Raw genomic sequence first — 22,691 nt, 5'->3', positions numbered from 1 at the left:
TCAGTGAATTCCGTTTTGCAAGTCGTCCCAGAGCGCGATGATCATACCCTTGAGTTGAGGTCCAAGCACTGCATAGGAGCGCCGGGCTATATGATCACGTGCCTGTTCGAGCATGCTTACCATCTTGGCGTCCAATGCGGGTTCCGCCGTATCCCGCATGCGGTCGATCACGTCGGCAATACCGCGAGCTATTTGTGATGCGGAGATGCCCGGCAGTTGAATTGTATAGGGCTTTACATCGGAGAAAATCTCAAGCGGAGTGACCGCCACCGGACGCCCCGATACCAAACCGTAGCGTACCGCACCGCTGGCCGATTCCGAGCTCTGTTGATAGCCGAAAACAATTAGATCGCAATCCGATAGCTTTGCCAATGCAGCCTCGTCGGACAGGAACTCCGTCGTTATATCGACCAGATCGGCAAGTCCGTTCTGCTTGATCTGCTTTTCAACTTTTTCAATAAGTGTGCGCGATTCCGCAACTGGATATTCCGCGTTTATCATACGCAAGCGCACGTTACGACCTTCCGAATGCAGGATATTAATCGCATCCACAAGTTCGGACAGTCCCTTGTTGGGCAAAAAGAAACCATAGCTGCCAACCGTAAAGCATGCGTCTGAAGCCAGCTTACATGGGGCAGGGGATTCAGCTGCCGGAAGGACCCCATGAGGGAATAGCGCAACCGAATCAACGAACCCCAGGTTTTTCAAACGGTTGGCATCGGCGACCGTGTGTACAAGTAACCGGTCGCAACGCCCCAGCGCATCTTTTATCGAGGCCAGTCTAATATCGCTTGGATGCGGAGTATCGTTGGTGGAATGTAGGGTGACAAGAACCTGGCGGCCGTCGTCTTTCAATGCATTGATCAGGCTTGCAAGACGCGGAAAGGCAAAAAAGCCATAATTGAACTGAATTACGATTGTCTGTAAATTCTCCGCGCGGATTGCTGAGAGTAAGTTTCCAAGATCGTCTTCACGTCCTTCCTCCCAGCAACGGGTGACGCGCAATTCCAAGTCACTGTCAGGCACAATTGGCGCATCTGTATGAGCAGCCAGAACATGTACCGGAAGCCTCAAATAACGGATCAGATGCTCCGAATACGTCGCAATTCCGCAACGTGTGTTATATGTCGTTACCCAGCCGATCCGAGGTGGGACCGGCTCAGGTCGACAAGCAGCATGGCGCAAAGCCGAAAGGCTTCGCTCCGCGACCCGATCCCAGCTGAACCTGCTCAGAAGCAGCTCGCGCGTGCGGATACGATCTTTTTCGCTCGGCGGCGAGGAAGACGCCATGTTCCGCATGAGTTCGGCCAAGTGATGGGGGTTCGGATCAGCCCACATGCTCAACCCGGCGCCGACGTGACTTTCGCTTTCCGCGAAGCGGTAATCGATTTGGTGAACCAGTGGCAGATCAGCGAATACCATCTGTCCGCTCCAACCGGTTGTCAGGACAGGTTTGCCCAACAACAGTGCCTCGGCCAGGGGCAAACCAAACCCTTCAGCGCGAGAGGGAAACACGGCCACGTCACAAGCTTCGCACAGCGTACGCATTTGTCCATTGCTCAATTCCCGGTCGATAAGGTGGATCGGCGCGAGTTTGGGATGGTCCGCTTGCAGTGCGGCGACCTGTTGCGCGATGTCGTTATGAGGATTTGGAAAGCTCTTGATAATCAGCGCTACGTCATCGTCTGCAGTAAAGGCTTTGGCCCAAGCTGCGAGAAGGACATCTGCTCCTTTGCGTGGAAAACAAGAAGAAATATGCAGAAAACGTCTTCCGGCATGAGGCAAATCAGGAACCGGCTCGGATGCGATCCGATCAAAATGATCAACGCCATTGCCCACCGCGTAGGTCGGAACGAAGACGCCATTGTCAATCATCACCTTGCGCACATGATCCGATGTGACCGTTAGGTAACGTAGCACATTGTTGAAGTCAGTTGTGTATTCACGCGGAAAGCCGGTTTCTTCCCATGCGTAGGAATGCAGACCGGGTAGGGCACTCTTTATGTCCGCCACCCGCGGGGGATACATGTTCCTGCTGACCGTATCAGCCTGGATGCGATTGATGGCCTGCATGGCTGCTAGGTCGGGATTGGCGGCAAGAAACTCCCGGTTGGGATCAAAATCACCGGGTCCTTCGGAAGATTTCAGGGTGACATCCGCGCCCTGACGCGCAAGCGCGCGGGCGAGTTCACGATTGACGATCGCAAGGCTATAACTGCTGTCGAATGGCCCCTCGAGACGCCATCTTGGCCTACGCGGTAATTTTACGCGTTTCCAGTGGCCGCTACGGTCGACCGAGATGTTGCCGTGCTGCACTCTGGCAGCCTTGGCGCGCCGGTCTTCTCGCCGCTCAATAAACCAACGAATAATCTTTTTATGATATTTCTCAATTTTTTTGGATCGATAGTAAAGGCGCGTCTTTTTTGTTTTTTTCAAGCGCGAGATCTGGTTATTGAGAACGGAAATAGTGGCATTCTGATTTTCGATTTTTTGATCGGATTGCTGTAGAAGGTCTTCAAGACGTCTATGCAAATCCGCGTAATTCTCCTGTAGTGCCGCAAACTGAGCTTTCAATTCTTTGACAAATATTCTTTGCTCGGCATCAAAGCGTCGCACCAGTTCCCGTGTCGAGAGGTTTGTAGGCTCGAGAAACGCTCCTTCAGTAGCCTCCATCAGTGCTCCGTTCCCTGCTTTTTGTGCAACCAACGCATAATCGGGGCTGGTTCGGAACAGAACATCTTCGAGGCTAATCGCGCTGTCTGAAAATTGAGCATTTAGCCGCAGCAATTTTATCCGAGCGTAACCGGCATGTTCGGCCAAAAATTTCAGAACATTCGGCGGTATCGGCGCGATATGAGTGCTGTCATTGTAGAACGTAACCGTGCCAACTTCGATATTTTCAGGGTTTGGCGTTTCCAGCACCAAAAGCCCACCTGGCGCCAGAACACGTAATCCTTCGTTGACAATGGTTCGGATTTCATCGAAGGGCAGATGCTCGATCAGGTGGAAGGCCGAAAGAATACACAGGCTTTCGTTCTCGGTAGCGGCGAGTGCCTCAAGTGCATCCTGCTCTTCAGCTGGCAGCCCTGCAGAAATGCAATCAGATAGCATGCCCTTGTCCAGATCCACACCACGCGCGTCGAACCCAAATTCTTCAAGAGTTTCGAGCCACTCACCCCGGCCACAGCCCAGATCGAGCACGCCGCGGGGCAGGTTCTGTTTCGACAGCGCTTCTAGGAACGGCGCATAACTGCGCAAACGCTCAAGGATCTCGGCCCTGCTGCCGCGAAACGCTGCTTCGAAAGCGTGATAGAACGTGCTCTTGGTCATGCGTCCCCTCTAGACAATTTCCGGAAAGCCGGCAATCTGCCAACTTGGGTCTGTGACCGGCTTGTCAAAGCCCGAGCAGGGCTGCATTAGACCGCCTGAAGATTGAGGAGTTCGACGTGCAGCGTATCTTTTTTGATGTGACCAATCTACGGTCCTACCTTGAGAATGAACGACAACTCTCCGGCATTCAGAGAGTCACTATCATGCTGATCGAGCATGTAGCACATCGGATCGGAAAGGACAAAATTTATATTTCTTTTCAGGACGATAAGTCGAATGCCTATCGTGCCATATCATACGACGCAGCGGCGCCCGCAGGAAGCATATTACCTCTCGAAACACTTCGCGCCGCACTTTTTCGCACTCAACCGGGCCTCCGCCCTCGACCGACATTGGGAAGATATGCTCAAAAACCTCTGAAGAGATCTGTACATACAGCCATTCGAAATCTGAACGCTCTGGTCGGCAATCATCGGCACTTCGAGAAACGTCATTCCACGCTTGATGCTTGGCGGGCTTCAAAAAAGGCGCCAAAATCCCAGAACCTTTCCAATTCACGCAAAGAACCGTTCACCGATTTTTCAAAAATTGCAAAATCCGGTGATTGTATCATATTGGCGGACGCCGCCGGCTCTGCTCCTTCAAGTGCATTGAAGAAAGCACAAGCGCAGGGTATTTTTTGTTATCTCCTTATCCATGATCTTATTCAAATAAACGCTCCTGAATTCATTTCAGGTTCTACCCAATCCTTACGCTTTCACAATTGGTTGTTGGAAACAACCAAATATGCTGACCGGTATCTTGCGAACTCGCAGGCAACGGCACATGACTTGCGAATTTTTCTGGAAACTTACGGCAAAACGCAAACGATCGATGTAGTGCCTCTTGCTGTAGCCGGGTTACCGATCTCCACGCCGGAAGTGCAGCGTTCCCAAACCACTACGGTGGATACCGAAACCTATCCTGAACTGACGAAAAACGTCCTTATTGATGACAAGATCCGCAGCCTGTTGAAACGCCCCTATGTGCTTTGTGTAGGCACTATGGAAACCAGGAAAAACATGTGGGGCTTAGCGCAGGCCTGGGACAGGCTGCGCCAGAAAGACGATATCGAACTACCGCGTCTTGTTTTTGTCGGCAACCCGGGTTGGCTCAATCAGGATTTCGAAAGGTGGATGGCAGCATCAGGCAATCTTCACGGTTGGGTCGAACTGATAACCAGTCCGTCCGATGAGGAGCTCGATTTCCTATATCGCAACTGCCTCTTCACCGCGATGCCCAGCTTCGTCGAAGGCTGGGGGCTGCCGGTGGGCGAAAGCCTCAGCTATGGCAAGACCGCTGTGGTCTCGAACGCGGGATCCTTACCGGAGGTGGGCGGCGATCTGGTACTCTATTTCGACCCCAATTCGATCTCTTCGATTACCTCAACGATATATCGAATGCTCGTCGAAGAGGGTCTTCGGAAGAAGTTGGAACTCAAAATCGCGCATTCTACCCTTCGCAGCTGGGACGATGTGGCGCGCGATGTACTGACAGCGGTTCAGCGACCTGCCTGATCCGCTCAGGGCGCCCCGCGCCGTTCGGCCCATTTGCGGCAGAAGCCGAGAAAGGCCATTTCTGGGTTGCGCGGCACCTCGCCGGCCCAGGCGCGCCATTCGGCCTCGATCATGCGCACGTCCCAGCCGGGGGCGGCGGCGCGGGCCATGTCGTAGACCTCCGGATCGAGCGCGGGGATGTCCAGCGGGGCGGCGTAATCGGCGCCCACCGTGCCGCGGCTGCGGGCGATCAGCTGGTCGCGCGCGTCGTCGATGCGGATCTCGTAATCGGGCATGTGGCCGTATTCCTCGTCCTCCTTGGCGATGGTCATCACCAGGCGGCGAAACTCGCGCAAGGTCGACCCGGAGCCGCATTTCTTCTGCAGCACCTCCATCGAGACGCGCCATTCCTTCTGGCGGCCGCAATGCTTGCGCGCCAGCTCGTAGATGCGCCGCTCCAGCGGCTTGCGCAGGCGGAAATACTCGCGGGACAGCGTCAGCACCTCCTGCGCGCGGATCGCGTTGAAGACCCAGTCGCTGAGCTTGACCTCGACCTCCTGCATCCGCCCGTCGCGGGTCTCGCGCACGATGCGGGCGCGTTCGATCAGGCCGAAGGTCTCGAAGATCTCCTGCCCGCCGGTGGTGATGTTGGTCGAGATCCGCGTGCCCGCCAGCCGCTCCATCGCCGCCTTCAGGAGGTTGTAGCCGCGCCCGGTGGTCATCCGGTTGGTCGCCTTCAGAAGGTCGGCGGCATGGAAGCGGATCACCTGCTGCGGCTCGCGGCCCTCGTTCATGCCCTTGATGAGCGCCGAAATGCAGTAGATCAGCACGTCCCGGTCGTGCACCGTGGCCAGTCCGTCGACCGAGGGCTTGATCTCGATGGTGACGCCGTTGTGCTCGTATTTGCGCGGCCGGGTGTCGGGTTTGGTCGAGAGCGAGAAGATCGGATGTTCCATCGAGCCCATGTCGCCCTTGGGGGCCGCATCGAGGATGTCGCAGACGAAGAAATCGCCCTGCGGGTGACGGTCGGGCAGCAGGGGATAGGCGGTGCTCATGGGCGGTCCTTTTTACGCGGTGCCGGTATCGGGACCGGCTTCGACACTTCACACACGGACGACCCTACAACGACACTTCACACACGCCAAGGGCAAAACGACACTTCACACACGAGCCTTTCGACACTTCACACACGGAACGAGCGGAATTCGCGAGTCGCGTCAAAGGGTTATCGCGCAGATGTCGCGGGGCGCGCGGGATCGATTCGGGAATCACCACTTTGCACACGCAGAATCACCACTTTACACACGGTGAATCACCACTTTACACACGGGGGGTGTTTGCAGGGGTTTGAAATGTCTGGGAAAAACCGGCTTCTGGGAAGGCGTAACACTACTATAACACATATTAACACCCCCCTTGGCCGAAACCGGCCCTCCGGAAAGACGGTCGCCCCGGCCCTCGGGGACCGGAACAGGCAGGGAAAAGAGTCGGATATCAACGGTTTGACGACGGATCGGAACGGCTTGATTGCGTTGTATGGTTTTATGGTTCGTTGGCTGAACCAAGCATTCGTCTTGTGTTTAAATTGCTAACTTGAAGACCCCTGCGAAGTCATCAGTCGACAGGCTGTCCTCGATCAAGCTCGCAACGGCTTGGGCCTCCTTCACCTCAACGTAAAAACAGCAAAAATTCGGGGCGGATGAAGGGAGTATACACACTTGTCCATGGTAGCCTGTTGGAACTGCTTTCAGCGCGACACCTGTTCGCGAATCTTCGGTTTTCCCTTGATATTTTCGTATTGCGGTGAAACCGTGTCGCTGCCCGGTCGGGAGGAGTTCGGCCGGGCTTGAAGATGCCGATCATGCGCGCTTGCGTGCTGCGCAGATCCGGGTTCCTGGGAGGTAAAGAATGACGAATTCCGACAAGATGGGCCGCCGGTCCTTTCTGAAGAAGGCCGCTCTGGGCGGCAGTGCGGCCGGGGTCGCCGGGCTGGCCGCGCCGGCGGTGCTGGCGCAATCGCCGATGGTGCTCAAGATGCAGACGGCCTGGCCGTCCTCGAACATCTGGCAGGAGATGGCGCAGGATTACGTCACCCGCGTCGAGGCCATGGCCGGCGGGCGGCTCAAGATCGACCTGCTGCCGGCCGGCGCGGTCGTGGGGGCGTTCCAGGTGCTGGATGCGGTCAATGACGGGCTGCTCGATATCGGCCATGACGTGCCGGTCTACTGGTACGGCAAGAACAAGGCCGCCTCGCTCTTCGGCACCGGGCCGGTCTTCGGCGGCTCGGCCACCACGATGATGAACTGGTTCTACGAGGGCGGCGGCAAGGCGCTTTACGACGAGCTGACGCAGGACATCATGGGGCTCGACGTGGATGGCTACATGGCCTTCCCGATGCCCGCCCAGCCCTTCGGCTGGTTCAAGGATCCGGTGAGCAAGGTCTCCGATCTTGACGGTTTCAAGTATCGCACCGTGGGGCTTGCGGCCGATCTGATGAACAAGCTCGGCATGTCCGTGGCGCAGCTTCCCGGCGGCGAGATCGTTCCGGCGATGGAGCGCGGCGTGATCGACGCGTTCGAGTTCAACAACCCCTCCTCGGACCGCGATTTCGGCGCGCAGGACGTGGCCAAGAACTATATCCTGTCGTCGTATCACCAGGCGTCCGAGAGCTTCGAGTTCCTGTTCAACGGGCTCACGCTCGAGGACATGGAGCCCGATCTCAAGGCGATCCTCATTCATGGCGTCGAGGCGGTCTCGACCGCGAATGTCGCCAAGGCGGCGCGGCGCTACTCGGCCGATCTGGCCTATCTGCGCGACGAGGCCGGGGTGGATGTGCAGCGCACCTCCGAGGAAATCCTCGCCGCCCAGCTCGACGCCTGGGACGCGCTCATCCCCGAGCTGGAGCAGGATCCCTTCATGAAGAAATGCCTCGACAGCCAGCGCGAATGGGTGGACCAGGTGGTCTATTACGAGTTGATGAACTCGCCCGACTACCAGCTCGCCTACGAGCACTACTTCCCCGGCAAGCTGAACCTGTGATGCAAGCGGCCCCTTCCCGCAAAGGGCAGGGGCCCCACCCTTGGGGAGGGACGAAACCTTGCTGAGTTACATCCGCTTCGCCGACGCCCTTTCCGCGTGGTTCGGCAAGGCGTTCGCGTGGCTGATCATCTTCATGGCGGTCGGCACCGGCTACGAGGTGGTGGTGCGCTACCTCTTCAACAGCCCGACCGTCTGGGCGCTCGATGTGTCCTTTATCATGTATGGCACGCTCTTCATGATGGGCGGTGCCTATACGCTGTCGCGGGGCGGCCATGTGCGGGGCGACTTCCTCTACCGGCTCTGGTCCACGCGCTGGCAGGCGCGGGTCGATCTGGTGCTTTACTTCCTGTTCTTCTTTCCCGGCGTGCTGGCGCTGATCCTGGCGGGCTGGAAATACGCCGACCGGTCGTGGGCTTACGGCGAGGTGTCGGTCAACAGCCCGGCGGGCATCCCGATCTACCAGTTCAAGACCGCGATGGTCGCCGCCGGCATCCTGCTCTTCATCCAGGGCATCGCCGAGGTGATGCGCTGTATCCACTGCATCCGCACGGGCGTCTGGCTCAAGGCGGATGAGGACGTGTTCGAAACCGAGGATCTGCTGATGCAGAAGGCCGCAGAGGCAGAAAAGGACGCCCATCCATGACCGATCCGCAGGTCGCCCTGTTCATGCTGGGCCTGTTCATCGTCTTTGTCTTCCTGGGGTTTCCCATCGCCTTCACGCTGATGGCGATGGGCATCGGGTTCGGCTATTACGCCTATTTCGACGAACGCCGCATGTGGCGCGCCTATGACCGGCTCGATGCCGAAACGGCCAGTTGGTGGGACAGCACGAGCCTCTGGATAGACGGGCTGTTCAACAACCGGATATTCGACCTCTTCGTGAACCAGACCTACACGGTGATGTCGAACGAGGTGCTGACGGCGGTGCCGCTTTTCCTCTTCATGGGCTATATCGTGGAGCGGGCCAATATCGTCACGCGCCTGTTCGACACGCTCAACATCGCCTCGCGCAACGTGCCGGGCTCCATGGGGGTCGCAGCGCTCATCACCTGCGCGCTGTTCGCCACCGCCACCGGCATCGTCGGCGCGGTGGTGACGCTGATGGGGCTGCTGGCGCTGCCGGCGATGCTCAAGGCGCGCTATTCGCACAGTTTCGCCTCCGGCATCATCTGCGCCGGCGGCACGCTGGGCATCCTCATTCCGCCCTCGATCATGCTTATCGTCTATGCGGCGGCCTCCAACGTGTCGATCGTGCGGCTTTACGCGGGCGCATTGCTGCCGGGGCTGACGCTGACCGGGCTTTACCTCGTCTATGTGGTGGGCCGGTCGATCCTGCAGCCCAGCGTTGCGCCGAGGCCCACCGCGGAGGATATCCCCGACGTGCCGGGCGGCAAGCTGGCGATGATGATGCTGACATCCTTCCTGCCGCTGGCCTTCCTGATCCTGGCGGTTCTGGGCTCGATCCTCTTCGGCCTCGCCACCCCGACCGAAGCGGCTTCCATCGGCGCGCTCGGCGGCATCCTTCTGGCGGTGCTCTACCGCGCGATGACATGGCAGCGCCTGCGCGAAAGCGTCTATCTGACGGTGCGCACCACGGCGATGGTCTGCTGGCTCTTCGTCGGCTCCTACACCTTCTCGTCGGTCTTTTCCTATCTGGGCGGCGAGCATGTGATCAGCGAATTCGTGCAATCGCTGAACCTCACGCCGATCATGTTCCTGATCCTGGCGCAGCTCATCATCTTTTTGCTGGGCTGGCCGCTGGAATGGTCCGAGATCATCATCATCTTCGTGCCGATCTTCCTGCCGCTGCTGCTCATCTTCGAGATCGACCCGCTTTTCTTCGGCGTGCTGGTGGCGCTCAACCTGCAGACCAGTTTCCTGACCCCGCCGATGGCGATGTCGGCCTATTACCTCAAGGGCATCGCGCCGCCGCAGGTCAAGCTGACCGAGATCTTCGCCGGCTGCCTGCCGTTCCTCGTCTGCGTCATCCTGTCGATGGTGCTGATGTATGTCTTCCCGCAGATCGTCTATTACCTGCCGGAGCTGTTTTATGGCTGATGCCCCTGCGGCGGATGCCGTTGCCCTGCGCGACCGCGTCGCGCGCGGCGAGATCTCGGCGGCCGATGTGGCCGAGGCGCAGATCGCCCGGATCGAGGAAGCCGACGGCGACATCGGTGCCTTCTGCTGGTTCGATGCCGACTATGTGCGCCGGCAAGCCCAGATGCTCGACAAGCAGCGCAGGGCAGGGCGGCCCATCGGCCCACTGCACGGGCTGCCCGTCGCGCTCAAGGACGTGATCGACACCGCGCGCATTCCGACCGAGAACGGCACCGCCGTCGATGCGGGCCGCGTGCCCTCCGAGGATGCCGAACTGGTGCGCCAGCTTCGCGCGGCCGGCGCGCTGATCCTGGGCAAGACGGTGACGGCGGAACTGGCCTTCATGACACCGGGCAAGACGCGCAACCCGCATAATCTCGATTGCACGCCGGGCGGCTCCTCCTCGGGCTCCGCGGCAGCCGTCGCGGCGGGCATGGCGCCGCTGGCCGTGGGCACGCAGACCGGCGGGTCGGTGATCCGCCCGGCGGCCTTTTGCGGCGTGACCGGCTTCAAGCCGACATTCGACGCGATCTCCAGGCGCGGCGTGCTGGCGCAATCGCCCAGCCTCGACACGGTGGGCGTCTTTTCCGCCACCCCGCGCGAGGCCGCGCTGCTTTGCGAAACGCTTTTCGCGCCCGAACGCGCGGGCGTGCCGATGCCGCCGCCGCACTTGCTGAAAACCGTGGACGCGGGCGCACCGCTGCCGCCCGTCTTCGCCGTGCTGCGCCCGCCCGCCTGGGACCGCGCGGCGCCCGAGACGAAGGACGCGCTGGCCGAACTCACCGAAGCCCTGGGCGAGCAGGCCTTCGAATTCACCCTCCCGGCGCTCTTCGACGAGGCCGCCGATATCCGCTATCGCATCAACATCGCCGAAATGGCGCGCTGCTTTCACCGCTATGACGGGCGGCGCGGCATAGGGGACGCGGTGCGCGAGGCGATGGCGGAGGGCAAACAGGTTCTTGCGGGCGACTATATCGCCGCGCTCGACTGGCCCGATGTGCTCAATGCCGCGCTGGATGAAGTGTTCTCGCGCTGCGACGCGATCCTGTGTCCCGCCGCGCTCGGCCCCGCGCCGGGGCTGGAGACGACGGGGGACTCGATCTTCAACGGTCTCTGGACGCTCTGCCGCACGCCCGCCGTCACCGTGCCGATCCTGGAGGCGGATGGCCTGCCGCTCGGTGCGCAGCTCGTCGGGCCGCGCGGCGGCGATGCCCGCTTGCTTCGCAGCGCGCAATGGCTCTACGATTGGACCCAAAGCGCGGGAGAAACGACATGAACCGCATCATGGCCCTCATCGCCTTCGCCGTGCTGGCGGGCTTTGTCGGCATCCTGGTTATCAAGGTGCCCAGCCCCGACCTCATCGCCGTGGCCCTGCTGACGCTGGGGCTGGCGGCCTATGACCTGGCCACCTCCTCGGGCAGGAAGTAATCGGCGGGACGGCCTTGCAGCTTTCCCTTCTTCCGCCTGACAGTCCGGACGGGCTGATTTGCCATCACCGCTACATTTCGCAAGCCGAGGCCGATGCGCTCGTCCGGTGGATTGATGCTCAGCCCTGGCAAGACGATCTGAAACGTCGCGTGCAGCATTACGGCTACCGCTACGACTACCGGGCTCGGCGTGTCCGGCGGGGCGATCGTCTTGGCCCGCGGCCCGAACCTTTCGGGTGTCTGGTGGAACGGATGACGACGGAGGGGCATTTTGCGGCCTTGCCGGATCAGGTCATCGTCAATGAATACATGCCGGGGCAGGGCATCTCGGCCCATGTCGATTGCCAGCCATGTTTCGGCGACACCATCGCATCTCTGAGCCTGCTCTCGGCCTGCATGATGCGGTTTGCCGAACGATGCGGTGCGGGAAGGATCGATCTGCCCCTACCACCTCGCAGCCTTCTGGTGATGTGCGGCGCGGCGCGGCACGACTGGACCCATGGCATCGCCGCACGGAAGAACGACACCGTGGCCGGACGTAAACATCCCCGCGCCCGCCGCCTTTCCCTGACCTTCCGAACCATACGGCTCGAGGGGTGACCGTCCGTCGAACCTCGGGATCGAAGACGAAGGCATCGACACATCAAGGTATCGGCAATCTGCCGCGGGGCATCTCGTGTTGCGCTTTACCAAGAGCGTCTTGCCTGTCCGATCGCGGCCGTCTGCGCCGCATACGCTGCGAAAGTCATAACTTTTCAAGCGGACCCGCAGAAAAACCTCTGGCGGCATTTTGCGCCGGTTTCGCGTTACAGCAGGCAAACCGGCTGCGCTGATCGATGCTTGTCTTGAAAGCTACGGATTTTAAGACGGGCAGATATGGGACCTTGTTCAAATGGCGTGGGCGAGACGCTTTGTGGCGCAGGCCAAAATCCCTGACCATTCGTCCGATCCTCGATATCCTGCCGATCTGCCGCACTGAGGTTCCGGCCTCTTCATGCTCCGCGCCCCCCGCATTGGCCCAAGCGCCTGCGACGGGGCAGGCGGGATGCCTTCCGGCGGAGCTTGAAACGGTTTTTTTGGAGCGCATGACAATGGAACCCGTCGCGTAAGACAGCGCGGAATCCAAGGGTTTACGAGGGCCATACGGCCACCATGTCCGCTGTATTGGGTGTCACGCAGATTGAGGGCGAAAAAAGGATTTCGTGTCAGGTAACAGTCAAAGAGCCTGAGTTTTCCAGAGACTTTATGCTCAGTAAGGATTCCGCATCATGCCAATTTTTACAGTGAAGCCTGCCGAGCGAATACTTGAACCACGCTCAAGCCCGCTCCACCGCCTGGAGCACGGCGCGCAGCGGGTGCCGGACATGGCCCGGCCACGGCGCGCAGCGCAGGCCGGGGGCATAGCCCCAGTCCGCGGCGGCGCTGGCCTGCGCCGGGCTCATCGGGTCAGTGCCGGCATATTGCGCGTTGCCATCGGTGACAGGCTCGCCGCCCGCGCCGTCCGCGTCCAGCGACAGGAACGCGGCGATCCGCGCGCGGGCGCGGCCGGGATCGGCGGTGATGTCCTCGTAGCGCAGCACCAGGCAGGCATGCAGATAGGGCAGATCGGCCTTGAGCCGTTCATGCGCGGCGATCCAGTGATCGATCAGATCGGGGCGGGGGCGGGGCGTCCAGCCCGCGACCGAGGCCGCCACGGCCTCGGGATGGCGCAGCACGATCAGGAATTGCGATAGCGGGAAAAGCTGTTGCAAGAGCCGCGTGCGGGTCAGGTTGACCGGCGATTTCTCCACCCGCCAGCGCAGGCCGTCCTCGAACCAGGGCGCCCAGTCGCGCTCCAGCCGCAGCTTCGTCTCCAGCGTGTTGAGCGGATGGGCCTCGGTCAGATGCTCGGCCGGATCGGTGGCGAACTGCATCGGCCGGCCCAACAGCGCGGTATGCGGGATCGCGCCCTGCAGGTAGACGCCCTCGTTCTCCGGCACCGGCGCGCCGGTGATGCCGCCCGCGCCTGGCAATTCCGCCGCCAGCCGCGCGGTCAGCGAGGTGCCCGAGCGGTGCAGCCCGCCGATGAAGAGATAGCGGGGCCTGTCCCGCCCCGCGCCGCGATCCGCATCCTCTGTTCGCATGGGCCTCTTCCCCCGGCCGGTTCCGTTCCGACAGCGGGAGTCTAGGGCGCGGCGCGGGAAGGTCCAGCGGGTCCGAAAATGATCTTTTCGATAGGAACATCAGGGACCTTATCGTGGTTGATACTCCGTTCAAGGAGCATCGACGTGAAGATTACGCATATCGCCCTGGGCGGCTGCATCACCGCCCCCGACGTGCCCTACGGGCTGACCGAGGATACCGGCGGGCATATCGCCTATATCCTGGGCGCGGCGCAGGCGCAGGCGGAGCGGCGCGACATATCGGCGGTGGAGCTGGTCACCCGCGCCTTCGACGTGCCCGAACTGGGTGAGGTCTATGGGCGCGCGCATCAGAGGGTCGGGCCGAAATTCACCATCCGCCGGCTGCGCACCGCCAATACCGGCTATCTGTCCAAGGAGGCACTGGCGGCCGAGCTGCCCGCGCTGGAGGCGGCGTTTCTGGAGAGCTTGCGCGATGCGCGGCAAAGGCCCGACCTGATCCATGCGCATTTCGCCGATGCCGCATTGCTGGCCCGCGCCGCGCGCGCCGCGTTCGGCATCCCCTTCGTCTACACGCCCCATTCGCTCGGCATCGACAAGAGCGGATGCCTGGGGGCCGGGCAGGGCGATCCGGTGCTGGCCGCCCGCATCGAGCAGGAGCGCGCCGCGCTCGATGAGGCCGATGCGGTGATCGTCTCCTCGCGCGACGAAGGCGAGCGGCAGGTCGCGGCCTACGGGGTCGGGCTGGAGCGGCGGGTGCATCGCGTCTCTCCGGGGGTGACGCTGGCGCCGCGGCCCGATCACGCGGCCGCGCGGGCGTTTCTTGCCCCGCATCTGGACGATCCCGAAAAGCCGTTGATCCTGGCCATCGCGCGGCCCGTTTCGCGCAAGAACCTCGCCGCGCTGGCGCGGGCCTATGCCGCCAGCCCGGCGCTGCAGGACAAGGCCAATCTCGTCATCCTCGCCGGCCAGCACCGCGCGCGCGAAGAGGAAGGCGCCCGTGTCCTGCGCGATCTGACGCGCGCGCTCTCCGCGCCCGGCCTTGCCGGCAGGGCCGCCCTGCCGCCGGCGCATGACAGCGCGGAGGTCAAGGCGCTCTACGCCTTCGCCGCCCGCACGCGGGGTGTTTTCGTCAACCCGGCGCTGCACGAGCCTTTCGGGCTGACCGTTCTGGAGGCAGCGGCGAACGGGCTGCCGGTGGTGGCCACGCGCAATGGCGGGCCGGCCGATATCGTGGCGACGCTCGGCCATGGGCGCTGCGTCGATCCGGCCTGCGAGACCGGGATCGGAGAGGCCATTCTCGGGCTGCTGACGGACGCGGCCGAATGGGACCGCGCGGCGCGGGCCGGGCGGGGCAATATCTGGCGCTACGACTGGACGGCATGGGCGCGCGAGGCGCAGAAGATCTACCGCGAGGCCAGCGCCCGGCCCGCCCCCGCTGTCCCCGCCGCTCCCTGCCTGCTGGTCAGCGATATCGACGGCACGCTCACCGGCTGCACCGAGGGGCTGCGCGCGCTGATGGGCTGGCAACGTGCGGCGCGGCCCCGTTTCGCCGTCGCCACCGGGCGCTCCATCGTCGAGGCGCGGCGGGTGCTGCGCGAATGGAACGTGCCGCCGCCCGAGATCTTCATCGCTTCGGTCGGCACCGAGATCTACCGCCGTTGCGGCTCGGGGGCCTTCACGCTTGATACGCGCTATGCCGCAAGGCTGGACGAGGATTGGGACCGCGCCGCCACCCTGCGCGCGATGCGCGCCTTCGGCCTGCCGTTTCAGGCGGAGGTCGAGCAGCGTCGCTGGAAGCTCAGCGGCGTCGGCACCGGCGCGGAGGCCGAGCGGCTGGCGCGGCATCTCGAGGCGGTCGGGCTGGCGGCACGGGTCGTGGCCTCGCATGACCGGCTCATCGACGTGATCCCGGCGCAGGGCGGCAAGGGCGCGGCGGTGGCGCATGTGACCGAACGGCTCGGGCTGGCACCAAGCGACGTGATCGTCGCCGGAGACAGCGGCAACGATCTCGATATGCTGGAGCGCGCGGGCCGCGCCATCGTCGTGGGCAACGCGCTGCCCGAATTGCTGGACCGGCTAACCAGCGACAATGTCTATTACGCCGAGCGGCCCCATGCCGGCGGCGTGCTCGAAGGGCTGGGCCATTTCGGGCTCGCGGCGGGGCAGGCGCAGCCGAGCCTGGAAGCCGCGCAATGATGGCACGCGCCCGCCAGCCCATCGGCTATTTCGTCCACCACCAGGGGCGGGGCCATGCCGCGCGCTGCGCCGCGCTGGTGAACGCGCTGCCGCGCGAGCGTCCGGTGACGGTGTTTTGCGCGCGCACCGATATCTTCCCGCGCTGGGAGCGTCCGGTGGAGATGGTCGAGCTGCCTTCGCTTTTCGAGCCGACAGGGCAGGAGCGGCTCAATGATTTCACCGCGCCGCCCGACACCGTGCATTGCGCGCCGCTGGGCTGGCCCGGCATCCGCCGCGCCATGGCAACGCTGGCGGGCTGGTTCGATGCCGCGGATCCCGCGCTGATGATCTGCGATGTCTCGGCCGAGATCGCGCAGCTGGCGCGGCTTTGTTCGGTGCCGCATGTCAAGGTGCTGCAACACGGGCGGCGGGGCGATCCGGGGCACCGGGCCGCCTATGACGGCGCGGCGGGGCTGCTTGCGCCCTGCGCCAAGGCGCTGGCGCAACCCGACTGGACCGCCGCCATGCGCGAGAAGACCTGTTTTGCCGGGGGTCTGGGCGTTGCGCCCGATCTGCCGGACCGCGCCGCCGCGCGGGCGCGGCTGGGAATTGCGGCTGAGGCGCGGATCGTTCTGGTCATGTCGGGCGGCGGCGGAGCGGGCTTTGCCTCTGCCCCCATCGCGGTGGGCGCGCGCGCCACGCCCGAGCTGCACTGGATCACCATCGGACAGATCGCGCCCGACTGGCATGCGACCGAGCCGGACAACCTGCGCCATGACGGCTGGGTAAAGGCGCCGCAGGATTACCTCGCCGCCGCCGATATCGTCGTTGCCTCCACCGGCAACAGCACCTGTCACCAGATCCTCGCGGCGGCGAAGCCGTGGGTGGCGATTCCCGAATGGCGCTATTTCGACGAACAGGTCGCCAAGGCCGAGGCGCTGGCCGCGGCGGGCGCGGCGCATCATTGCCCGCATCTGCCGTCGTCGGTTCAGGACTGGCGCGCCGCGCTGGAGGCCGCGCTTTCGGATCATGACCCGGCCCGCCAACGCGCCCTGATCGACCCGGATGCCGCCGGCAAGGCGGCGGGCTGGCTGGAGGCGCTGATCGCCCGGCTGGCCCCCTCCGACCATCACGACAAAGGAGAACAGAATGACCGTCTCGTTCAATTCCCCGGCTGAAGGCCAAGCCAGCGCCCTGACCATCGCCCGCGGGCGCGAGGATCACCTGCGCAACGTGGTGCTGGGCCTGACACGGCAAAGCGTGCCGCCGGCCGAACTGGTCATCGGGGTGATGCAGGATGCGCTTTACGAAGACCTGCCCGAGACCGGTTTTCCCATCCGCCAGATCCGCATTCCGGGCGAGGAGCTGCCGCTGGCCCGGGCGCGCAACGCCGTGGCGGAGGCCGCGCGGGGCGATGTGCTGGTCTTTCTCGATGTCGATTGCATCCCGGATCCCGGTCTGATCGCCGATTACACCCGCTATGCGCAGCCCGGACGCGGGCTCATCATGGGCGAGGTCGCCTATCTGCCCGCCGGCGCGGCTACGGGCGATTGGCGCTACGCCGATTTCCGCGCCGTTGCGGAGCGCCATTCCGACCGGCAGGGCCCGCCCCCCGAAGGGCTGCGCCGCTGCGAGGATTACCGCTGTTTCTGGTCGCTCAACTTCACCATGCACCGCAGCGACTGGGACCGCACGGGCGGTTTCGACGAACGCTTCGTGGGCTATGGCGGCGAGGATACCGATTTCGGCCGCCAGCTGCATCAGATCGGCATGGAGATCCACTGGGCCAAGGGGGCTTGCGTCTATCACCAGCATCACCCCCATTGCATGCCGCCGATCCATCACATCCCCTCGATCCTGCGAAACACCGCGATCTTCGCCTCCAAATGGGGGCACCGGACGATGGAGCATTGGCTTTATGCGTTCCGCACCATGGGCTTGATCGAAGAGGTTGACGGAGAGCTTCAAGTCGCGCGGGAACCCGGCGAGGCCGATTTCGCGCTCTGCCGGCAGCAATCGCACATGCCCTACGCCAACACCGCGCGGGTGCTGCGGCGGCTGGAGGCGCAGGGCCGGATCGCCGCCGAATGAGCCTGCGCATCGCGATCGTCGCCCATGTGCGCCACCCGATCGCACCGCCCTTCAAGGGCGGGATGGAGGCGTTCACCTGGCATTTGGCGCGCGCATTGGCGGCGGCGGGGCATCGCGTGACGCTGCTGGCCAGCGGCGACAGCCGCGCGGGGCTGCCCGGCGGGGTGGATCTGCTGCCGATCCTGGACGAGCATTACGACCGCCGGTTTCCGTGGCACGACTATCACGGCACCGATGCGCTGAACGATCATCTCGATGCCTGTTTCGCACGGGCCGGTCGGCTCTTGCTGGAGGGCGATTTCGATGTGATCCACAACAATTGCCTGCATCGCTTCATCCCGCGTCTTGCGCGGGAGCGGCGGCTGGCGATGGTCACCTCGCTGCATATCCCGCCCTTCGGCGCGCTGCGCCGCGCGGTGGAGGACAGCGCCGCGCCCTGGAACCTCTCCGCCGTCACCTCGCGCCGCCAGCGCGGCATCTGGTGGCCGGACGGCGCGCCGGAGACCGCCTTCGCGGTGCATAACGGGATCGACCCGGAGGCCTGGCCCTTCCGCCCCGGCGGCGACGGCTCGGCGATCTGGTCGGGGCGCATCACGCCGACCAAGGGCACGCATCTGGCCGTGCAGGCGGCAAGGCTGGCGGATATCCCGCTGGCGATCTGCGGCGTGATCGAGCATCGCGACTATTTCGAAGACGAGATCGCCCCCCATCTGAACGCGCGGATCCGCCATCTCGGCCATCTGCCGGCCGCGGATCTCGCCCGTGCCTATGGGCAAGCCTCGGCGCTGATGTTCACCCCGCTCTGGGAAGAGCCCTTCGGCCTTGCCGCCGTGGAGGCGATGGCGACGGGCCTGCCGGTGGCCGCGCTCGGCAATGGCGCGGCGGCGGAGGTGATCGGGGAGGCGGGCGCCATCGCGCAAGACGACACGCCCGAAGCCCTGGCAGAGGCGCTGCGGCATGCCCTGCGCATCCCGCCCCACCTGCCGCGCGAGCGGGTCATGGAGCGCTTCACCCTCTCCCGGATGGTGGCACGGTTCGAGACGCTCTATGCCAGCGCGATGTCGGCCCGCGCCGCGCCCGCAGCGACAGCTGCTTTCTCCTCACTGCAGCTGCGGCTTGCGCCAAGGTCGGTTGCAACGCTCGATCGCCAGCGCAAGATTGCGGGTTAATACTTTTTGTCAAAGGACTGACTTGGAAATCTCGGGTCTTGCATGAAGGTGGGTCGCCAACCGTAAGATACGAAAAAGAAGAATCCCAAGAAGGCATCTTTCGTGACATCCTTGGGCCTTGCCCGATGTTGTATTACGCTGTATTACAACGTAGACGAAAGGATATGACATTGGGCACCGCACCTTACTCAATTCGTCTGGACGAGGCGCTCAGGCAATCGCTTGAACGGGAAGCGGCGATCGAGGATCGGCCGCCTACCCAACTGGCGGTGCGCGCCATTCGCTCGATGCTGGAAGCCAAGGCTGCAAAGCGCGCGGCGATCGAGGCCGCTCTGGAGCGGGCAGACCAGGGGAGGTTCATTTCCGCCGAGGCGATGAATGACTGGATCGAGTCCTGGGACACCCGGAACGAGGTTCCCTCGCCGAAAGCAGACATCACGCCCGACAGTGGATGAAGATCGTCTTCCTCGAAGATACGGCGCAGGACATCCAATGGTTCCGCTACTATTATCGTTCCGTCTTTCCTGAAGGCAGCGCAAAGGCCCGCGCTCACCTGAAAGCCATTCAGATGACGCTGGCGGCCAATCCCTATGCCGGTCACCCAAGCGATGCTCGGGAAAACGTGCGCGAGCTTTCGATCCCTCGGACACCGTTCACGCTCATCTACCGCGTGGCAGCGACCAGAATCGAGATCCTGCGCCTTTGGGATACCAGGCAAGGTGCCGGTTATTGATGCGTTGAAAGCAGCGCCAGATCGGGCGCCGCTTTCACATTTGCCGTCAAGGCTGGGCCGTCGAGCCCCCGCGTCTTCGGGAAGATCCGATAATTAGCCGTCGAGCAGTTTTGACAGCCGCGCGCGGGCGTCGTCATTCAGCCAGTCGCGCCAGACATCCTGCTTTGTGGTCAGGAAATGAACGGCGGTTTCCTCGGCAGTGGCATTGTTCTCGCCCTTCCAGGCCAGAAGCGCGCTCATCTCGTCGGTGCCGAAGCTGATATTGCCGATCAGCTTGGCGACCTCGGGATACTCCTCGACGAAATCGGTGGTCGCCACCGTGTAGACGAGGCTGGGCGGGTAACGGCTGGGCTTGGGATCGGTGACATCGGGATCGAGATTGGCCTCATGCGCCTCGAGATCGACATCGCCGATATCGACCATCGTCATGTCGAACCGCCCCATGATCGCCGTCGGCTCCCAATAGTAGCCGAACCACGGCTCGCGGTTCTCGTAGGCCGCCGCCAGCGATGCGGCGAGCGTCTCGCCGCTGCCGTGGTCGAACACCTCGATCCCGGCCTCTTCGAGCCCGTAGGCGCGGGCGATGTTGGCGTTGATGATGTTGCACACCCAGCCGCCATCGGGGCAGTTGTTGAACCGCCCGCCGACGAGATCGGGATTGTCGAGAATGCCCTGGATGGTGGTCAGCTCGGGATGGTCCTCGGCGAGATAGGTGGGGATCCACCACGCCTCCACCCCGCCGGGATCGAGCACGGGCGCCATGTCGACGATCACGCCATCGGCCTTGAGCTTGTCATAGGCGCTTCCGGCGGAATTGACCCAAAGCTCGGTGACGATGTCGGGCTCGCCATTCTCGGCCAGCGATGTGAGCGCCGGGATCGTGTCGGACGGCACCCGCGTGACATCGCAGCCATAGCCCTGCTCCATCAGGAAAGAGGCGATTTCGGTGGTCACGATGGCCGAGGCGAAGGACATCTCGGTGATGCTCACCTCGCCGCATTCTTCGGCGGCGACAAGCCCCGGGGCGGCCGCCGCAAGGGCCGAGGCGGACAGAATATACTTCAACATATGTGTTTATCTCCCTGTTATCGAGCCCGTTCTTGCGATGGCAAGGCAGGGCCGGGGGGCCGGACCGGCCCCCGCGTCTCGTGCCGGCGATTATGCCGCCTGCCTCGGAGGTTGCAAGCGCGCGCACCGGCCAGGGCCGAAGACTCATCGATCGGCGGGGCGATGTGGAGTGTAATGAAATCCTGCAAGATCAGGGAGTTGCAAAGCGTATTTCATCTTCTTGGCCGGCCCGTCAGCCGGCCTTGTCCAGACGATCGCGGTTTTCGCTCCAGATGGTCTTCAGCGTGTCGGCCAGCGTCATCGGATCGAAAGGTTTCGTGATCACCGCCAGCGCGCCGCTCGCGCGTAGCCGATCGGTGAAACTGTCTTCGGCCTTTGCCGTGACGAAGACGGTCGGCACATTCGCGAAACGCGGGTTTTTCGCGATCTCGGTCCTCAGTTCCTGTCCGGTCATGCCCGGCATCATCACATCCAAGAGGAAAAGATCGGGCGCCGGCCCGTCCAGCCCCGCCAGCGCCGAAGGTCCGTCCGCGAATTGCACCAGCTTCATCTGTCCGACGGTTTCGATCGCGATCTGCACGATCGTGCGGATATCCTCGTCATCGTCCACGTGAACGATCGTCTCAAGCTCCATGCCTCGTCCTTTCATCGCAAAATCGGCGCCCGCATCAGGCCGCCTCCTGCATGTCATCGGGCATCTCGAAGGCGAACTCGCTGCCATGACCTTCCCGCGATGTCACCAGAAGCCCCAGGCGATAATGCGACAGGATACGCTTCACGATGGTCAGGCCGAGCCCGGTTCCGAGATGTTTCTTGTTCTGTGTCGCCTCCAGTTGCAGGAAGGGCTGGCCGATCTTCGCGATCATCGCTTCGGGAATGCCCGGCCCGTTGTCGTGAACCGAAAGACGCCATCCACCGTCGATCCTTTCGAGCCGGATCGTGACCTCCCCGTTATCGGGAGAGAATTTCGCGGCGTTCGAAATGAGATTGACCAGCACCTGCATCAGCCGGTTGGGATCGCCGAACGCGCGGGCGGGCGTGTCGGGGCGTTCGAGCCGCAGCCTGACATGGTTGAGCTCCGCATAGCCCTTCATGTTTTCCAGCGCTTCCAGCACCAGCTTGTGCAGATCGATCCTGACATCGGAGAAGGTCATCTTGTCCGAGGCCAGTTTCTCGTAATCGAGAATGTCGTTGATCATGTTCAGCAAACGGTCGCTGTTGCGGTTCGCGATGGCCAGGATATCGCCCGCCTGCGGCGACATCCCGCCCAGGGCCCCCGAGTTCAACAGCGCGAGCGCCCCCTTGATCGAGGTCAGCGGCGTGCGAAGCTCGTGGCTGATCATCGAGATCGTCTGCATCCTGGCCTGTTCGATCTCGTGGCGTTCGGACAGATCGCGCAAGGTCGAGACGAAAAGCCGCTTCCCATCCGAGCCGAGGATCAATCTGGTGACGACTTCCACCGGCCCCTTGGCATGCATCGCCTGGATCGTCGTGGCATCCTTTTCGCCCGAAAGAAGCGGATCGGTATGCTGGCGGAACAGATCCATATCGAAGCCCGGAACCGTATCGCCGATCCGCTTGCCCTGCAGATCGCTCTCGCGCCATCGGCAACGCGCGCGCGCCTCGCGGTTCAGGTAGCGCAATTCGAGCGTTTCGGCATCGTAGAGATAGACGTCCTCGTTCAGATGCTCGAGGGCGGCGTGCAGCATGTCGTCGACGGCCGCCGCTTCCTGCCGCTCGCCGGACGGAGAGGACGGGGTGCGGAAAATCCGTCGGAACACCGTCTTGAAGAGCGCCGGGAAAGACAGATGGGATTTGTGAAAATACCTGATATTCGTCAATGAGTTCAACGCTGCGACCATCACACACCCTGCACGCTATCGATATTTGCCGGCCTCTGACAG

19 protein-coding genes are annotated in these 22,691 nt (G+C 62.7%); 13 read left to right on the top strand and 6 right to left on the bottom strand.

The genetic code is table 11. From position 1 onward, the window contains the following. Positions 1–3,330, bottom strand: a complete 3,330-nt coding sequence (locus tag M3465_RS16630) for a glycosyltransferase (protein ID WP_249502824.1) — start codon at positions 3,328–3,330, stop codon at positions 1–3. A gap of 116 nt (positions 3,331–3,446) precedes the next feature. Here M3465_RS16630 and M3465_RS16625 point away from each other — a divergent pair, with 116 nt between their 5' ends. Further along, positions 3,447–4,886: a glycosyltransferase family 4 protein gene (locus M3465_RS16625; protein ID WP_249502823.1), complete on the top strand. Its 1,440-nt coding sequence runs from the start codon at positions 3,447–3,449 to the stop codon at positions 4,884–4,886. Positions 4,887–4,891: 5 nt separating this feature from the next. Here M3465_RS16625 and M3465_RS16620 read toward each other — a convergent pair whose 3' ends face one another. After that, the gene (locus M3465_RS16620) at positions 4,892–5,920 is read right to left on the bottom strand and encodes a replication initiator protein A (protein ID WP_249502822.1); all 1,029 of its coding nucleotides are present in this window, start codon (positions 5,918–5,920) and stop codon (positions 4,892–4,894) included. Between the two features lie 853 nt (positions 5,921–6,773). On the opposite strand from M3465_RS16620, the gene M3465_RS16615 reads away from it, so the two are divergent. From M3465_RS16615 to M3465_RS16590, 6 genes are read left to right on the top strand one after another with little or no spacing between them, the layout of a single operon-like run. Beyond that, on the top strand, positions 6,774–7,904 hold the full coding sequence (locus tag M3465_RS16615) for a TRAP transporter substrate-binding protein (protein WP_249502821.1): 1,131 nt from the start codon (positions 6,774–6,776) through the stop codon (positions 7,902–7,904). Positions 7,905–7,962: 58 nt separating this feature from the next. After that, positions 7,963–8,547, top strand: a complete 585-nt coding sequence (locus tag M3465_RS16610) for a TRAP transporter small permease subunit (RefSeq protein ID WP_249502820.1) — start codon at positions 7,963–7,965, stop codon at positions 8,545–8,547. Continuing rightward, positions 8,544–9,962 carry a TRAP transporter large permease gene (locus tag M3465_RS16605; protein ID WP_249502819.1) on the top strand — a complete coding sequence of 473 codons (1,419 nt, stop codon included), beginning with the start codon at positions 8,544–8,546 and terminating at the stop codon, positions 9,960–9,962. Before M3465_RS16610 ends, M3465_RS16605 begins: the two co-directional genes overlap by 4 nt. Next, positions 9,955–11,277 carry an amidase gene (locus tag M3465_RS16600; protein WP_249502818.1) on the top strand — a complete coding sequence of 441 codons (1,323 nt, stop codon included), beginning with the start codon at positions 9,955–9,957 and terminating at the stop codon, positions 11,275–11,277. Before M3465_RS16605 ends, M3465_RS16600 begins: the two co-directional genes overlap by 8 nt. Beyond that, complete coding sequence (locus M3465_RS16595; protein WP_249502817.1) at positions 11,274–11,429, top strand: hypothetical protein; 156 nt, start codon at positions 11,274–11,276, stop codon at positions 11,427–11,429. Before M3465_RS16600 ends, M3465_RS16595 begins: the two co-directional genes overlap by 4 nt. Positions 11,430–11,443: 14 nt before the next feature. After that, positions 11,444–12,028, top strand: a complete 585-nt coding sequence (locus M3465_RS16590) for an alpha-ketoglutarate-dependent dioxygenase AlkB (RefSeq protein ID WP_249502816.1) — start codon at positions 11,444–11,446, stop codon at positions 12,026–12,028. 716 nt (positions 12,029–12,744) lie between these two features. On the opposite strand, the gene M3465_RS16585 is transcribed toward M3465_RS16590, so the two are convergent. Beyond that, entirely contained in the window at positions 12,745–13,551 is an 807-nt protein-coding gene (locus M3465_RS16585; protein ID WP_249502815.1) for a sulfotransferase family protein, read from the bottom strand. A gap of 144 nt (positions 13,552–13,695) precedes the next feature. Here M3465_RS16585 and M3465_RS16580 point away from each other — a divergent pair, with 144 nt between their 5' ends. From M3465_RS16580 to M3465_RS16555, 6 genes are all read left to right on the top strand, one after another. Then, a complete protein-coding gene (locus tag M3465_RS16580) occupies positions 13,696–15,747 on the top strand; it encodes an HAD-IIB family hydrolase (RefSeq protein ID WP_249502814.1) in 2,052 nt (683 codons plus the stop codon). Next, positions 15,744–16,904, top strand: a complete 1,161-nt coding sequence (locus M3465_RS16575; protein WP_249502813.1) for a glycosyltransferase — start codon at positions 15,744–15,746, stop codon at positions 16,902–16,904. Before M3465_RS16580 ends, M3465_RS16575 begins: the two co-directional genes overlap by 4 nt. Beyond that, complete coding sequence (locus tag M3465_RS16570; RefSeq protein WP_249502812.1) at positions 16,876–17,817, top strand: glycosyltransferase family 2 protein; 942 nt, start codon at positions 16,876–16,878, stop codon at positions 17,815–17,817. Before M3465_RS16575 ends, M3465_RS16570 begins: the two co-directional genes overlap by 29 nt. Continuing rightward, positions 17,814–18,986, top strand: a complete 1,173-nt coding sequence (locus M3465_RS16565) for a glycosyltransferase (protein WP_249502811.1) — start codon at positions 17,814–17,816, stop codon at positions 18,984–18,986. The genes M3465_RS16570 and M3465_RS16565 overlap by 4 nt, the downstream gene beginning before the upstream one ends. Before the next feature lie 164 nt (positions 18,987–19,150). After that, positions 19,151–19,441 (top strand): CopG family ribbon-helix-helix protein, encoded by a 291-nt coding sequence (locus tag M3465_RS16560; RefSeq protein ID WP_249502810.1) that lies wholly within the window; start codon positions 19,151–19,153, stop codon positions 19,439–19,441. Further along, complete coding sequence (locus M3465_RS16555) at positions 19,438–19,719, top strand: type II toxin-antitoxin system RelE/ParE family toxin (RefSeq protein ID WP_249502809.1); 282 nt, start codon at positions 19,438–19,440, stop codon at positions 19,717–19,719. Before M3465_RS16560 ends, M3465_RS16555 begins: the two co-directional genes overlap by 4 nt. 93 nt (positions 19,720–19,812) lie before the next feature. Here the strand turns inward: M3465_RS16555 and M3465_RS16550 are convergent, their stop codons facing one another. From M3465_RS16550 to M3465_RS16540, 3 genes are all read right to left on the bottom strand, one after another. After that, entirely contained in the window at positions 19,813–20,787 is a 975-nt protein-coding gene (locus tag M3465_RS16550) for an ABC transporter substrate-binding protein (protein ID WP_249502808.1), read from the bottom strand. Positions 20,788–21,019: 232 nt separating this feature from the next. Then, a complete protein-coding gene (locus tag M3465_RS16545; protein ID WP_249502807.1) occupies positions 21,020–21,421 on the bottom strand; it encodes a response regulator in 402 nt (133 codons plus the stop codon). Between the two features lie 34 nt (positions 21,422–21,455). Beyond that, positions 21,456–22,649: a sensor histidine kinase gene (locus M3465_RS16540; RefSeq protein ID WP_249502806.1), complete on the bottom strand. Its 1,194-nt coding sequence runs from the start codon at positions 22,647–22,649 to the stop codon at positions 21,456–21,458. Between the last annotated feature and the right edge of the window lie 42 nt (positions 22,650–22,691).

The sequence above is a fragment of the Marivita sp. GX14005 genome, from assembly GCF_023370775.1.
Lineage (GTDB): Bacteria > Pseudomonadota > Alphaproteobacteria > Rhodobacterales > Rhodobacteraceae > Marivita.
This window is presented reverse-complemented; position numbering and strand designations above follow the sequence as displayed.

Excerpts from the sequence above, each read along its gene's own strand:
- M3465_RS16540 (WP_249502806.1), bottom strand. The coding sequence starts at position 22,649 with ATGGTCGCAGCGTTGAACTCATTGACGAATATCAGGTATTTTCACAAA.
- M3465_RS16565 (WP_249502811.1), top strand. The coding sequence starts at position 17,814 with ATGAGCCTGCGCATCGCGATCGTCGCCCATGTGCGCCACCCGATCGCA.
- M3465_RS16615 (WP_249502821.1), top strand. The coding sequence starts at position 6,774 with ATGACGAATTCCGACAAGATGGGCCGCCGGTCCTTTCTGAAGAAGGCC.
- M3465_RS16545 (WP_249502807.1), bottom strand. The coding sequence starts at position 21,421 with ATGGAGCTTGAGACGATCGTTCACGTGGACGATGACGAGGATATCCGC.
- M3465_RS16555 (WP_249502809.1), top strand. The coding sequence starts at position 19,438 with ATGAAGATCGTCTTCCTCGAAGATACGGCGCAGGACATCCAATGGTTC.
- M3465_RS16575 (WP_249502813.1), top strand. The coding sequence starts at position 15,744 with ATGATGGCACGCGCCCGCCAGCCCATCGGCTATTTCGTCCACCACCAG.
- M3465_RS16560 (WP_249502810.1), top strand. The coding sequence starts at position 19,151 with ATGACATTGGGCACCGCACCTTACTCAATTCGTCTGGACGAGGCGCTC.
- M3465_RS16600 (WP_249502818.1), top strand. The coding sequence starts at position 9,955 with ATGGCTGATGCCCCTGCGGCGGATGCCGTTGCCCTGCGCGACCGCGTC.
- M3465_RS16595 (WP_249502817.1), top strand. The coding sequence starts at position 11,274 with ATGAACCGCATCATGGCCCTCATCGCCTTCGCCGTGCTGGCGGGCTTT.
- M3465_RS16605 (WP_249502819.1), top strand. The coding sequence starts at position 8,544 with ATGACCGATCCGCAGGTCGCCCTGTTCATGCTGGGCCTGTTCATCGTC.
- M3465_RS16570 (WP_249502812.1), top strand. The coding sequence starts at position 16,876 with ATGACCGTCTCGTTCAATTCCCCGGCTGAAGGCCAAGCCAGCGCCCTG.
- M3465_RS16585 (WP_249502815.1), bottom strand. The coding sequence starts at position 13,551 with ATGCGAACAGAGGATGCGGATCGCGGCGCGGGGCGGGACAGGCCCCGC.
- M3465_RS16620 (WP_249502822.1), bottom strand. The coding sequence starts at position 5,920 with ATGAGCACCGCCTATCCCCTGCTGCCCGACCGTCACCCGCAGGGCGAT.
- M3465_RS16550 (WP_249502808.1), bottom strand. The coding sequence starts at position 20,787 with ATGTTGAAGTATATTCTGTCCGCCTCGGCCCTTGCGGCGGCCGCCCCG.
- M3465_RS16630 (WP_249502824.1), bottom strand. The coding sequence starts at position 3,330 with ATGACCAAGAGCACGTTCTATCACGCTTTCGAAGCAGCGTTTCGCGGC.